Source organism: Pseudomonas fluorescens (assembly GCF_902497875.1).
Classification (GTDB): Bacteria; Pseudomonadota; Gammaproteobacteria; order Pseudomonadales; family Pseudomonadaceae; genus Aquipseudomonas; species Aquipseudomonas fluorescens_BR.
Window position 1 is genome coordinate 18,955 of record NZ_CABVHY010000018.1, and the last position, 12,692, is coordinate 31,646.

Consider the following 12,692-nt stretch of genomic DNA (forward strand, 5'->3'; position numbering starts at 1 on the left):
TGTGGGTAAAAGAGGTGCTTATCCACAGGCGGGGTTTTCCTCAGTTTTGAGGCCCTGTTATCAACTGGGCCTAAGGGTAGTTATTCACAGGGCTTAATTCACAGAAAAACCGCTGGCAAGGCAAATCCCGACCACAGAAAATCCGCCGAGGTCGATAAATTCCACCAGGCAGTTCAGAAAAAGGCTCAGGAAGAAGGAGAACAGACAGGCGCCAACGGCCTGTCTGTGGACAACAGAGGGGTTACTTACCGATGCAGAAGCTGGAAAAGATCCGTCCAAGCAGATCATCGGAGCTGAATGCGCCGGTAATCTCGCCCAAAGACTGCTGCGCCTGACGCAAATCCTCGGCCAGCAGCTCACCAGCGCCGGCAAGGGTCAATTGCGCACGACCGTGCTCGAGTGAGGTACTGGCATGGCGCAGGGCTTCCAGGTGGCGTCGGCGAGCGCTGAAGCTGCTTTCCGAGGTCTGTTCATATCCCATGCAGGCTTTGAGGTGGTCGCGCAGCAACTCCAGGCCTTCGCCGGCGGACCTGGCACTGAGGCTGATCGTCACGTGGCCATCCTCACTGACTTCCAGGGCGATTGCTTCGCCGGTAAGGTCAGCCTTGTTGCGGATCAGGGTCACTTTGGCTGGATCCGGTCGCTGTTCGAGGAATTCCGGCCACAGGGCAAACGGATCCAGGGCTTCAGGTGCCGTTGCGTCGACCACCAGCAAGACCCGATCAGCCTCGCCAATGGCCTTGAGCGCCCGTTCTACACCAATCTTTTCGACCTGATCATCGGTATCGCGCAAGCCTGCGGTGTCGACCACGTGCAACGGCATGCCGTCGATGTGGATATGTTCACGGAGGATATCCCGGGTAGTCCCGGCAATTTCCGTAACAATGGCTGCCTCACGACCGGCCAGGGCGTTGAGCAGACTGGACTTGCCGGCATTCGGCCGACCGGCGATCACCACGGTCATGCCGTCACGGAGCAATGCCCCCTGCCCGGCTTCACGCAACACGGTGGATAACTCTTCGCGCACGTTATCGAGCATATTCAGAACATGCCCATCCGCCAGGAAGTCGATTTCTTCCTCCGGAAAGTCGATTGCCGCCTCGACATAGATGCGCAGACTGATGAGTTTCTCGGTCAGGTTATGCACACGCTGGGAAAAAGCCCCTTGCAGCGAGCGCAGCGCATTGCGCGCTGCCTGTGCCGAACTGGCTTCAATCAGGTCGGCAATGGCTTCGGCCTGAGCCAGGTCGAGTTTATCGTTGAGGAACGCACGCTCGCTGAATTCCCCCGGGCGTGCCAGTCGACAGCCCAATTGCAGACAACGCTGCAGCAACATGTCGAGCACGATCGGACCACCGTGGCCCTGAAGTTCGAGTACATCTTCGCCGGTAAATGAATTCGGCCCCGGGAAATACAGGGCAATCCCCTCATCGAGGACTTCATTGTGCTCACTGAAAAACGGACCGTAATGGGCATAACGCGGTTTCAGTTCACGGCCGCTGATGGCTTTCGCTGCGATACTTGCGAGCGGCCCGGAGATACGGACGATGCCCACGCCGCCGCGACCTTGAGCAGTAGCAACGGCGGCGATGGTTTCACGAGGGACATTCATAAACCAATATCCAGACAAAAGTGACAGATAGCAAAACGCCCCACTAGGGGGCGTTTTGAGTGGTTATCAACAGAGTAAGTTACGCAGCGGCATTTTTGGTAGCGGCTTCGACCTTACGGGTGATGTACCACTGTTGGGCGATCGACAAAACGTTGTTCACTACCCAGTACAGCACCAGACCAGCCGGGAACCACAGGAAGAAGAAGGTGAAGATGATTGGCATCATTTTCATGACCTTCGCCTGCATCGGATCCGGAGGAGTCGGGTTCAGCTGCTGCTGGATGAACATGGTTGCACCCATGATGATCGGCAGAATGAAGAACGGATCCTTGATCGACAGGTCAGTAATCCACAGCATGAACGGGGCCTGACGCATTTCCACGCTTTCCAGGAGAACCCAGTACAGCGAGAGGAAAACCGGCATTTGCACAAGAATCGGCAAGCATCCACCCAGCGGGTTGATCTTCTCTTTCTTGTACAGCTCCATCATCGACTGCGACATTTTCTGCCGATCGTCGCCATGTTGCTCTTTCAGAGCCGCCAGTTTCGGCGCTACTGCACGCATGCGAGCCATGGATTTGTAACTGGCTGCCGACAGCGGGAAGAAGATCCCTTTGATCAGCATGGTCAGGAAGATGATCGACCAGCCCCAGTTACCCACCAGCGCGTGGATATTTTGCAGCAACCAGAAGATCGGCTGGGCAATGAACCACAGAATGCCGTAGTCGACGGTCAGTTCCAGACCTGGGGACAACTCTTTGAGTATGTCCTGGCTTTTCGGACCGGCATAAAGCGTAGCAGTGGTTTCAGCCTTGGCACCTGGCGCGATGGTCAACGCCGGGCCGGTGTAACCAATGATGTAATTGCCTTTGCTGTCTTTACGGGTCTGGACGAGATTGTTTTCGCCCTTCGCCGGAATCCACGCAGTCACGAAGTAGTGTTGCAACCAGGCAACCCAGCCACCTTGAACGGTTTCTTTCAGCGCGGCCTTGTCCATGTCACCCATCGACACTTTCTTGTACGGCTCGTTACTTGTCCACAGGGCGGCGCCCAGGTAAGTCGCGGTGCCGGTGGCAGTGCTGGAAGAAGGATCGGAACTGGCGTCGCGCTTCAATTGCGCGAACATTGCACCGGACCAGGGCTGAGCGCTCTGGTTGTCGATGATGTAGGAAACACCTACATCGTAATTACCGCGTTGCAAGGTGAAACGCTTGATGTAGTTGACGCCGTCCTTGCTGAACTTCAGGTCCACGACCAATTGGTCCTGACCGTCAGCCAGTTGATAAGTCTTCTTCTCGGACGAGAATACCGGGCGACCCGCTGGACTGGCATCCGGTCCATTGGTGCCGATCAGACCGCTTTGCGCAAGGTAGGTCCGTTCATTGCCGTTGTCGAACAGCTGGAATGGAATTTCCGGGTGATCCTGACGACGAGGATAAAGCGGCAGCTTCAGCTGGGCGATATCACCACCTTGTGGATCGACACCCAGATCGAGCACATCCGTTTTGATCTGGATGAGATCTTTGCTTACGGCGACCGGTGCTTCGGCGGGGGCACTGGTATCGCTTGCCGCGCGAGGAATGTCGTCACTGACGGAAGCGCTTTTACCAGTCGCCGTTTCCGGTAGGCCCGGAGCGGTAGAGCTGGCGGCAACATTCTGAGTCGGCAGGGCAGCCTGGCCATAGTCCTGGTTCCATTTAAGGACCATAACGTAGGTCACGATTGCCAGGGCGACGATCAGGATCGTGCGTTTAATATCCATGATTACTCGGCCATCGAAGAAGAACGGGAGGTAGGGATAGATGGAACCGGGTCATAACCACCGGGATTCCACGGATGACAGCGACCTAAACGACGAAAGGCCAGCCAGCCACCGCGCAGAAGGCCATGATTTTCTATGGCTTCATACGCGTAGCAGGAACAACTGGGGTAGAAACGACAGTGACTGGCCATCAGAGGACTAATGGCATAGCGATAAAACTGGATCGGAACGAGTGCCAGTTTACGCATCGGGACTGTCTACCCCTACAGTTTCGGTTTTGACTGCTGGTACTGGCGTGCTGCGTGCCAGACGCTTCCAGAGTTTGCCGAAATGCTGAATCAATTCGGGGTTTTCTACGTCACCCAAACCTTTGCGCGCGACGATAACGATGTCCCAACCGACCAGAGAATCCTGGTGGAGGCGAAACGATTCGCGCATCAGACGTTTGAGGCGATTGCGCTCAACGGAGAGCTTTACGCTCTTTTTCCCGATCACTAACCCCAATCGGGGGTGATCAAGATCGTTGTTTCGCGCAAGGAGCAGGAGATTTTTCCCCGGAACCTTGCCGGTGGGGGAGTCAAAGACTGCCTTGAAATGCCGGGGAGTCAGCAAACGCTTTTCCCGACTGAAGTCCTGACTCACCACCAGTACCGGATTATCAAACTGCCAGACGCGCACGACCTTTGGCGCGACGACGCGACAGGACTGCGCGGCCGTTTTTGGTAGCCATGCGAGCACGGAAGCCGTGAGTACGGGCGCGTTTGATGGTGCTTGGTTGGAAAGTACGTTTCATGTCGTGTTACCTGGTTCGTCCACAACGGGCCGGAATGGCCCCCGTTTTAAGAGACCGGCGATTCTAGAGAAAGCACGCCTCTAGGTCAATTTCCAACCAGCTTTTCCTTCAATTAGATATCTGAGGGGTTTTGCCGTCGGACACGGGATCGCTAGATATAGAAATAAAGAAGGGAATTATTTAAAGCTTTTCTGTAATGCTTATAAAAGCTAGGGTCGGCATCTTCTGTGGATAAGTGCCTTTAGACCTTCTAATCCGCGCTGTACAGAGAATGACAACCATGGTGGAAAACGGTGGTCAGCCTGTGCTGCGCTATCGGATAAGCTGTGCGTGGAATGGCAGGTTATCCACAGGCAGGTTATCCACCGAGTTTACCCCCCACTTGTACAATGAGCTTAGGTAGGCTTATCCACAGGGCTTATCCACATACCATTGGTCGTGTTTTTTTCAGTTAAGGCGTTGATTCTTCGTGCTCCCTGAACAACCTACATGTGGATAAGTGGACGCTCGGTCGCTACAATGGCGGCTGTTTTTGCCTCACCGGCTTTCAACTTAGGGGATATCCGTGTCAGTGGAACTTTGGCAGCAGTGCGTGGAGCTTCTGCGCGATGAGCTGCCTGCCCAGCAATTCAACACTTGGATCCGTCCACTACAGGTCGAAGCCGAGGGCGACGAGTTGCGTGTTTACGCACCGAATCGTTTTGTTCTCGATTGGGTCAACGAAAAATACCTGGGCCGCGTGCTCGAGTTGCTCGATGAGCACGGCAACGGCCTGGCGCCTTCGCTTTCCTTATTAATAGGCAGCAAGCGCAGTTCGGCACCTCGTGCTGCACCTAATGCGCCTTTGGCCGCCGCGGCTTCTCAAGCGCAGGCGGCTGCTGCACCCGTGGCCAATGCGCCGGCACCGAGTGCGCCTGCCAAACGGGCCACGCAAAAGGCCGCCGAGGTCAGCGAAGAGCCCTCTCGCGACAGTTTCGACCCCATGGCCGGCGCCAGCTCGCAACAGGCCCCGGTACGCGCTGAGCAGCGCACCGTGCAGGTTGAGGGCGCGCTCAAGCACACCAGCTACCTGAACCGCACCTTCACCTTCGAGAACTTCGTCGAAGGTAAGTCGAACCAGTTGGCCCGGGCTGCGGCCTGGCAGGTGGCCGACAATCCCAAGCATGGTTACAACCCGCTGTTCCTTTATGGTGGGGTTGGCCTGGGTAAGACTCACTTGATGCACGCTGTGGGTAACCACCTATTAAAGAAGAATCCGAATGCCAAGGTCGTGTACCTGCATTCCGAGCGCTTCGTGGCGGACATGGTCAAAGCGTTGCAGCTCAATGCGATCAATGAATTCAAGCGCTTCTACCGTTCGGTCGACGCGCTGCTGATCGATGACATTCAGTTCTTCGCCCGTAAGGAACGTTCCCAGGAAGAGTTCTTCCACACGTTCAACGCTCTGCTTGAAGGTGGCCAGCAGGTCATTCTCACCAGTGACCGCTATCCGAAAGAAATCGAAGGCCTTGAAGAGCGCCTCAAATCCCGCTTTGGCTGGGGCCTGACGGTCGCCGTCGAGCCGCCGGAACTTGAAACCCGGGTTGCGATTCTGATGAAGAAGGCAGACCAGGCCAAAGTCGATCTGCCCCATGATGCGGCGTTCTTCATTGCCCAACGTATTCGCTCCAACGTGCGTGAGCTCGAAGGTGCACTTAAACGTGTTATCGCCCACTCGCACTTCATGGGCCGCGACATCACCATCGAGTTGATCCGCGAATCCCTGAAGGACCTGCTGGCACTGCAGGATAAACTGGTCTCTGTGGATAACATTCAGCGCACGGTCGCCGAGTACTACAAGATCAAGATTTCCGACTTGCTGTCCAAGCGCCGTTCGCGCTCGGTCGCCCGTCCACGTCAGGTAGCGATGGCATTGTCCAAAGAGCTGACCAACCACAGCCTGCCGGAAATCGGCGATGTGTTTGGTGGCCGAGATCACACCACGGTCTTGCACGCATGCCGCAAGATCAACGAGCTCAAGGAATCCGACGCGGACATCCGCGAGGACTACAAGAACCTGCTGCGTACACTGACCACTTGATGAACACCAGCGCAGCTTATTAAGGCAAGGGACGAGACCATGCATTTCACCATTCAACGCGAAGCCCTGTTGAAACCCCTGCAACTGGTCGCAGGCGTCGTCGAGCGCCGCCAGACCTTGCCGGTGCTTTCCAACGTGCTGTTGGTTGTCGAGGGCCAGCAATTGTCGCTGACCGGTACTGACCTGGAAGTCGAGCTGGTCGGTCGTGTGCAACTCGAAGAGCCTGCCGAGCCAGGCGAAATCACTGTTCCGGCGCGCAAGCTGATGGACATCTGCAAGAGCCTGCCAAACGATGCCCTGATCGACATCAAGGTCGATGAGCAGAAGCTGGTGGTGAAAGCCGGCCGTAGCCGCTTCACCTTGTCCACCTTGCCCGCCAACGATTTCCCGACGGTCGAGGAAGGCCCGGGTTCGCTGACCTGCACGCTTGCGCAAAGCAAACTGCGTCGTTTGATCGAACGCACCAGCTTCGCCATGGCTCAGCAGGACGTGCGCTACTACCTCAACGGCATGCTGCTGGAAGTGTCTGCTGGCATCATCCGCGCGGTAGCCACCGATGGCCACCGCCTGGCAATGTGCTCGATGCAGGCCGATATCGGCCAGCCGGACCGTCATCAGGTCATCGTGCCGCGCAAAGGTATCCTGGAGCTGGCACGCCTGCTGACCGAGCCAGACGGTCAGGTCAGCATCGTCCTGGGGCAGCATCACATCCGTGCCACCACCGGCGAGTTCACCTTTACCTCCAAACTGGTTGACGGCAAGTTCCCGGATTACGAGCGCGTGCTGCCTAAAGGCGGCGACAAGCTGGTACTCGGCGATCGTCAGGCGCTGCGCGAAGCCTTCAGCCGTACCGCTATTCTCTCCAACGAGAAGTACCGTGGCATTCGTCTGCAACTGGCCAACGGTCAGCTGAAGATCCAGGCGAATAACCCGGAACAGGAAGAAGCCGAAGAAGAAGTGGGAGTCGAATACAACGGCGGCCCGCTGGAGATTGGCTTCAACGTAAGCTACTTGCTCGATGTGCTGGGCGTGATGACTACCGAACAGGTCCGCCTGATTCTGTCCGACTCCAACAGCAGCGCATTGGTGCAGGAGTCAGACAACGACGATTCGGCTTACGTTGTAATGCCGATGCGCCTGTAAACATGCTCAGCAGAAGCTAGATGTCCCTCAGTCGCGTCTCAGTCACCGCGGTGCGCAATTTGCACCCGGTGACCTTCTCCCCTTCTCCTCGCATCAATATCCTGTACGGCGCCAACGGCAGCGGCAAAACCAGTGTTCTGGAAGCCATCCACCTGCTGGGGCTTGCCCGTTCGTTTCGCAGTGCCCGCTTATTACCGGTCATTCAGTACGAGCAATTGGCATGTACCGTATTCGGCCAGGTTGAACTGGCGCAAGGCGGACACAGCGCTTTGGGGATCTCACGGGATCGCCAGGGGGAGTTTCAGATTCGCATTGATGGGCAGAACGCCCGGAGCGCGGCGCAGTTGGCCGAAATACTGCCCCTGCAACTGATCAACCCCGACAGCTTCCGATTGCTGGAAGGTGCTCCGAAAATCCGTCGACAGTTTCTGGACTGGGGTGTGTTCCACGTGGAACCCCGTTTCATGTCCACGTGGCAGCGGCTGCAGAAGGCCCTTAGGCAGCGGAACTCATGGCTTCGGCATGGTACACTTGACGCCGTTTCGCAAGCGGTTTGGGACAGGGAACTGTGTCAAGCCAGCGCTGAAATTGATGAATACCGCCGCGCTTATATCAAAGCCTTGAAACCAGTCTTTGAACAGACCCTGAGCGAATTGGTTGAGCTTGAAGGCTTAACGCTTAGCTATTACCGGGGTTGGGATAAAGAGCGAGAGCTGAGTGCAGTGCTCGCCACGTCCCTTCACCGGGATCAGCAAATGGGCCATACCCAGGCCGGACCACAACGTGCTGATTTGCGTCTTAGATTAGGTGCACACAATGCCGCGGACATCTTGTCCCGCGGTCAGCAGAAGTTAGTGGTCTGTGCATTGCGGATCGCCCAAGGGCATCTGGTCAGCCAAGCCCGGCGTGGCCAGTGTATTTATCTAGTGGATGACTTGCCGTCCGAACTGGACGAGCAGCACCGCCGCGCACTTTGCCGCTTGTTGGAAGACTTACGCTGCCAGGTGTTTATCACCTGTGTAGATCACGAATTATTGAGGGAAGGCTGGCAGACGGAAACGCCAGTCGCTTTGTTCCACGTGGAACAGGGCCGTATCACCCAGACCCACGACCATCGGGAGTGAAGGCATGAGCGAAGAATATACGTACGACTCAACCAGCATCAAAGTGCTGAAAGGCCTGGATGCCGTACGCAAACGTCCCGGTATGTACATTGGTGACACCGACGATGGCAGCGGTCTGCACCACATGGTATTCGAGGTGGTTGATAACTCGATCGACGAAGCTTTGGCTGGCCATTGCGACGACATCAGTATCATCATCCACCCGGATGAATCCATCACCGTGCGCGACAACGGTCGCGGCATTCCGGTAGACGTACACAAAGAAGAAGGCGTTTCCGCTGCCGAGGTCATCATGACCGTGCTGCACGCTGGCGGTAAGTTCGATGACAACTCCTACAAAGTCTCCGGTGGTTTGCACGGTGTAGGCGTGTCGGTAGTGAACGCGCTGTCCGAGTTACTGGTGTTGACGGTTCGTCGTAGCGGCAAGGTCTGGGAACAGACCTACGTCCACGGTGTTCCTCAGGAACCGATGAAAATCGTCGGTGAGACTGAAACCACCGGTACCCAGATTCACTTCAAACCGTCCGACCTGACCTTCAAGAATATCCACTTCAGCTGGGACATCCTGGCCAAGCGGATTCGTGAACTGTCCTTCCTCAACTCCGGTGTCGGTATCGTCCTCAAGGACGAGCGCAGCGGCAAGGAAGAACTGTTCAAGTACGAAGGTGGCCTGCGTGCGTTCGTTGAATACTTGAACACCAACAAGACTCCGGTCAACCAGGTGTTCCACTTCAACGTCCAGCGCGAAGACGGCATTGGCGTAGAAATCGCTCTGCAGTGGAACGACAGCTTCAACGAGAACCTGTTGTGCTTCACCAACAACATCCCGCAGCGTGACGGCGGTACTCACCTGGTGGGCTTCCGTTCGGCGCTGACGCGTAACCTGAACACCTACATCGAAGCGGAAGGTCTGGCGAAGAAGCATAAAGTCGCGACCACCGGTGACGATGCCCGTGAAGGTCTGACGGCGATCATTTCGGTGAAGGTGCCGGATCCGAAGTTCAGCTCCCAGACTAAAGACAAGCTGGTGTCTTCCGAAGTGAAGACCGCTGTCGAACAGGAAATGGGCAAGTACTTCTCCGACTTCCTGCTGGAAAACCCGAACGAAGCCAAGCTGGTCGTCGGCAAGATGATCGACGCTGCGCGGGCTCGTGAAGCAGCGCGTAAAGCCCGTGAGATGACCCGTCGTAAAGGCGCGCTGGATATTGCCGGCCTGCCGGGCAAACTGGCGGACTGCCAGGAAAAAGACCCTGCCCTTTCCGAACTGTACCTGGTGGAAGGTGACTCTGCTGGCGGTTCCGCCAAGCAGGGACGTAACCGCAAGACTCAAGCGATTCTGCCACTGAAAGGTAAAATCCTTAACGTTGAGAAAGCCCGCTTCGACAAGATGATTTCCTCGCAAGAGGTTGGCACCTTGATCACTGCGCTGGGCTGCGGCATCGGTCGCGACGAATACAACATCGACAAGCTGCGTTATCACAACATCATCATCATGACCGATGCTGACGTCGACGGTTCGCACATCCGTACCTTGTTGCTGACCTTCTTCTTCCGTCAGCTGCCTGAGCTGATCGAGCGCGGCTACATCTACATCGCTCAGCCTCCGCTGTACAAAGTGAAAAAAGGCAAGCAAGAGCAATACATCAAAGACGACGACGCCATGGAAGAGTACATGACGCAGTCGGCCCTTGAAGATGCAAGCCTGCACCTGAACGATGAAGCCCCGGGTATTTCCGGTGAGGCGCTGGAACGTCTGGTAAATGACTTCCGCATGGTGATGAAGACCCTCAAGCGTTTGTCGCGCCTGTATCCACAGGAACTGACCGAGCACTTCATCTACCTGCCTGCCGTCAGCATGGAACAGCTGTCCGATCACGTAGCGATGCAGGATTGGCTGGCCCAGTACGAAGCCCGCCTGCGTCTCGTGGAAAAATCCGGCCTGGTCTACAAAGCCAGCCTGCGTGAAGACCGTGAACGTAACGTCTGGCTGCCGGAGGTCGAACTGATCTCTCACGGCCTGTCGAACTACATCACCTTCAACCGCGACTTCTTCGGCAGCAATGACTACAAGACCGTCGTCACCCTTGGCGCTCAATTGAGCACCTTGCTGGACGAAGGCGCTTACATTCAACGCGGCGAGCGCAAGAAGCCCGTCACCGAGTTCAAGGAAGCCCTTGAATGGTTGATGGCCGAAAGCACCAAGCGCCACACCATCCAGCGCTACAAAGGTCTCGGTGAGATGAACCCGGACCAGCTCTGGGAAACCACCATGGACCCAAGCGTACGCCGGATGCTCAAAGTAACGATCGAAGACGCCATCGGTGCCGACCAGATCTTCAACACCCTGATGGGTGATGCGGTCGAGCCACGTCGTGAGTTCATTGAGACCAACGCTCTGGCGGTGTCCAACCTGGACTTCTGATCGGGTGTGACCTGCTGAAATAAAAAAGGCCAACGCTAAGCGTTGGCCTTTTTTTGTTCAATATTTGCAGACGTATGGGGTGTCTATCTGTACGCCAGGATCGCAGCCTACGGGGAGACGGTAGTCGCGAAATGTGTGGCGTGCTCGGTTCCTGTAGGAGCTGCCGAAGGCTGCGATCTTTTGATCTTTTACCTTGCTCCAGCTCTTTTCAACAGGCAGAAAAAAACCGGCTATAAAGGCCGGTTTTTTTATCGTCATAAAAAACTTATGCACGGTTTTTGTTATTTTATGGCTTTAAGAAATATATATATAAATCATAAGCTTACATAGGATATTTGACGGTTTTGAATGAAATTGCACACAGGTTATCCACAGAATCTCAGATCGCCACTTTTTCCGGTTCCGCAGTGATGGGCGGCAATGAACCCATGTCCCGCTGAGCTTGCTCGTTCCAGGCGGCAACCCGGTCATTGAGCTCCGCGATGGCACGCGGTCCGGTGCCTTCGGCAAACATCGGCGCGCCGATCACCACGGTGATGGTGCCGGGCTTTTTGCCCCAGCCAGCCTTCGGCCAAAACTTGCCGGCGTTGTGGGCAATCGGCAGTACCGGCAGCGCGGCGTTGACCGCCAGTGCGGTACCGCCTCGGGAGAACTTGCCGACCTTGCCAAAAGGAACCCGAGTGCCCTCCGGGAAGATCAATACCCAGACGCCGTCCTTGAGCAGTTCATCGCCCTTCTTCGCCACATGCTTGAGCGCCGCCTTGGGGTTGTCACGATCAATGGCGATCGGTCGCAGCATGGCCATTGCCCAACCGAAGAACGGCACATAGAGCAGTTCGCGCTTGAGCACCTGGCTCAACGGCTCGAAGTAGGCCGAGAGAAAGAATGTCTCCCACGTGCTCTGGTGGTTCGACAGAATCACACAGGGCTGTTCAGGTACGTTCTCGGCGCCCTGCACTTCATAACGGATACCGAGGAACACTTTGCTCAGCCACAGCGCGCAATGGCACCAGTACACGTTGATAAAACGATAACGGGCCTTGAACGGTAAAAAAGGCGCAATAAAAAAGCTCAGGCTGCACCAGAGCAACGAGGTGGTGCCCAGCAGCAGGTAAAAGAGAAAGGTCCTGATTGCCTGCAAGATCGACATAGCGGCATTTGCCTATTAAAAGCGCACTCCCGAACTGTCCTTGGTCAGGATGTCGTCAGAAGCGCTCTAATTGTGGATAAGTTCAGCGGCAACTGCCGCCAGATCGTCAAAAATCAAGGTGCCTACCGGTAGGGTTTTACCCAGAGTCTTTTCGCCTTTACCGGTTTTTACCAAAACTGGCTGACAGTCGACGGCTTTTGCGGCTTCCAGGTCACCGAGCGTGTCGCCGACAAACCATAGATGGGTCAGCGCCACGTCGTAATGCGCGGCAATGGTTTTCAGCATGCCGGGTTTGGGCTTGCGGCAATCGCAGCCATCATCGGGTCCGTGGGGGCAATGGACGATCAGCCCGAGCTCGCCACCCTGCTCCGCCACCAGCGAGCGCAGGCGCTCGTGCATGGCGTCCAGGGTCGCGACATCGTAGTAGCCGCGAGCGATACCGGACTGGTTGGTAGCGACCGCTACCGTCCAGCCGGCCTTGCTCAACCGCGCGATGGCTTCGATCGAGCCAGGGAGCGGAATCCACTCCTCCACCGACTTGATGTAAGCGTCGGAGTCGTAATTGATCACCCCGTCCCGATCGAGAATCAGCAGTTTCACACTCCG

The 12,692-nt window shown here is 56.2% G+C and carries 11 protein-coding genes; 4 read left to right on the forward strand and 7 right to left on the reverse strand.

Features of this window, described 5'->3' with window-relative positions; translation table 11 throughout:
- Positions 1-241: 241 nt before the first annotated feature.
- The 5 genes from mnmE to rpmH all read right to left on the reverse strand — a co-directional run bounded on the left by mnmE (position 242) and on the right by rpmH (position 4,167).
- Entirely contained in the window at positions 242-1,612 is a 1,371-nt protein-coding gene (gene mnmE, locus F8N85_RS18605) for a tRNA uridine-5-carboxymethylaminomethyl(34) synthesis GTPase MnmE (RefSeq protein ID WP_150805001.1), read from the reverse strand.
- Between the two features lie 79 nt (positions 1,613-1,691).
- On the reverse strand, positions 1,692-3,374 hold the full coding sequence (yidC, locus tag F8N85_RS18610; protein WP_150805002.1) for a membrane protein insertase YidC: 1,683 nt from the start codon (positions 3,372-3,374) through the stop codon (positions 1,692-1,694).
- Between the two features lie 2 nt (positions 3,375-3,376).
- Entirely contained in the window at positions 3,377-3,622 is a 246-nt protein-coding gene (yidD, locus tag F8N85_RS18615; RefSeq protein ID WP_074872215.1) for a membrane protein insertion efficiency factor YidD, read from the reverse strand.
- Positions 3,615-4,016, reverse strand: a complete 402-nt coding sequence (rnpA, locus tag F8N85_RS18620) for a ribonuclease P protein component (protein WP_027926203.1) — start codon at positions 4,014-4,016, stop codon at positions 3,615-3,617. The genes yidD and rnpA overlap by 8 nt, the downstream gene beginning before the upstream one ends.
- Before the next feature lie 16 nt (positions 4,017-4,032).
- On the reverse strand, positions 4,033-4,167 hold the full coding sequence (gene rpmH / locus F8N85_RS18625; protein WP_003213577.1) for a 50S ribosomal protein L34: 135 nt from the start codon (positions 4,165-4,167) through the stop codon (positions 4,033-4,035).
- Between the two features lie 565 nt (positions 4,168-4,732).
- Between rpmH and dnaA the strand changes: the two genes are divergently transcribed.
- The 4 genes from dnaA to gyrB are packed head-to-tail and all read left to right on the forward strand — an operon-like array spanning position 4,733 to position 10,936.
- Complete coding sequence (dnaA, locus tag F8N85_RS18630) at positions 4,733-6,247, forward strand: chromosomal replication initiator protein DnaA (protein WP_150805004.1); 1,515 nt, start codon at positions 4,733-4,735, stop codon at positions 6,245-6,247.
- A gap of 39 nt (positions 6,248-6,286) precedes the next feature.
- Positions 6,287-7,390 carry a DNA polymerase III subunit beta gene (dnaN, locus tag F8N85_RS18635; RefSeq protein ID WP_150805005.1) on the forward strand — a complete coding sequence of 368 codons (1,104 nt, stop codon included), beginning with the start codon at positions 6,287-6,289 and terminating at the stop codon, positions 7,388-7,390.
- Between the two features lie 20 nt (positions 7,391-7,410).
- On the forward strand, positions 7,411-8,514 hold the full coding sequence (gene recF, locus F8N85_RS18640) for a DNA replication/repair protein RecF (protein ID WP_150805006.1): 1,104 nt from the start codon (positions 7,411-7,413) through the stop codon (positions 8,512-8,514).
- A gap of 4 nt (positions 8,515-8,518) precedes the next feature.
- Entirely contained in the window at positions 8,519-10,936 is a 2,418-nt protein-coding gene (gene gyrB / locus F8N85_RS18645) for a DNA topoisomerase (ATP-hydrolyzing) subunit B (RefSeq protein WP_150805007.1), read from the forward strand.
- A 379-nt stretch (positions 10,937-11,315) separates the two neighbouring features.
- Here gyrB and F8N85_RS18650 read toward each other — a convergent pair whose 3' ends face one another.
- Together F8N85_RS18650 and gmhB are read right to left on the reverse strand one after the other, a co-directional pair.
- Entirely contained in the window at positions 11,316-12,086 is a 771-nt protein-coding gene (locus F8N85_RS18650) for a lysophospholipid acyltransferase family protein (RefSeq protein WP_150805008.1), read from the reverse strand.
- A 66-nt stretch (positions 12,087-12,152) separates the two neighbouring features.
- Positions 12,153-12,686, reverse strand: coding sequence for a D-glycero-beta-D-manno-heptose 1,7-bisphosphate 7-phosphatase (gene gmhB / locus F8N85_RS18655; RefSeq protein ID WP_150805009.1), 534 nt, complete (start codon positions 12,684-12,686; stop codon positions 12,153-12,155).
- Positions 12,687-12,692 lie beyond the last annotated feature (6 nt).

Bases quoted from the DNA above. Each gene is read 5' to 3' on its own strand.
- mnmE (WP_150805001.1), bottom strand. From the start codon at position 1,612: ATGAATGTCCCTCGTGAAACCATCGCCGCCGTTGCTACTGCTCAAGGT.
- yidC (WP_150805002.1), bottom strand. From the start codon at position 3,374: ATGGATATTAAACGCACGATCCTGATCGTCGCCCTGGCAATCGTGACC.
- yidD (WP_074872215.1), bottom strand. From the start codon at position 3,622: ATGCGTAAACTGGCACTCGTTCCGATCCAGTTTTATCGCTATGCCATT.
- rpmH (WP_003213577.1), bottom strand. From the start codon at position 4,167: ATGAAACGTACTTTCCAACCAAGCACCATCAAACGCGCCCGTACTCAC.
- dnaN (WP_150805005.1), top strand. From the start codon at position 6,287: ATGCATTTCACCATTCAACGCGAAGCCCTGTTGAAACCCCTGCAACTG.
- recF (WP_150805006.1), top strand. From the start codon at position 7,411: ATGTCCCTCAGTCGCGTCTCAGTCACCGCGGTGCGCAATTTGCACCCG.
- gyrB (WP_150805007.1), top strand. From the start codon at position 8,519: ATGAGCGAAGAATATACGTACGACTCAACCAGCATCAAAGTGCTGAAA.
- F8N85_RS18650 (WP_150805008.1), bottom strand. From the start codon at position 12,086: ATGTCGATCTTGCAGGCAATCAGGACCTTTCTCTTTTACCTGCTGCTG.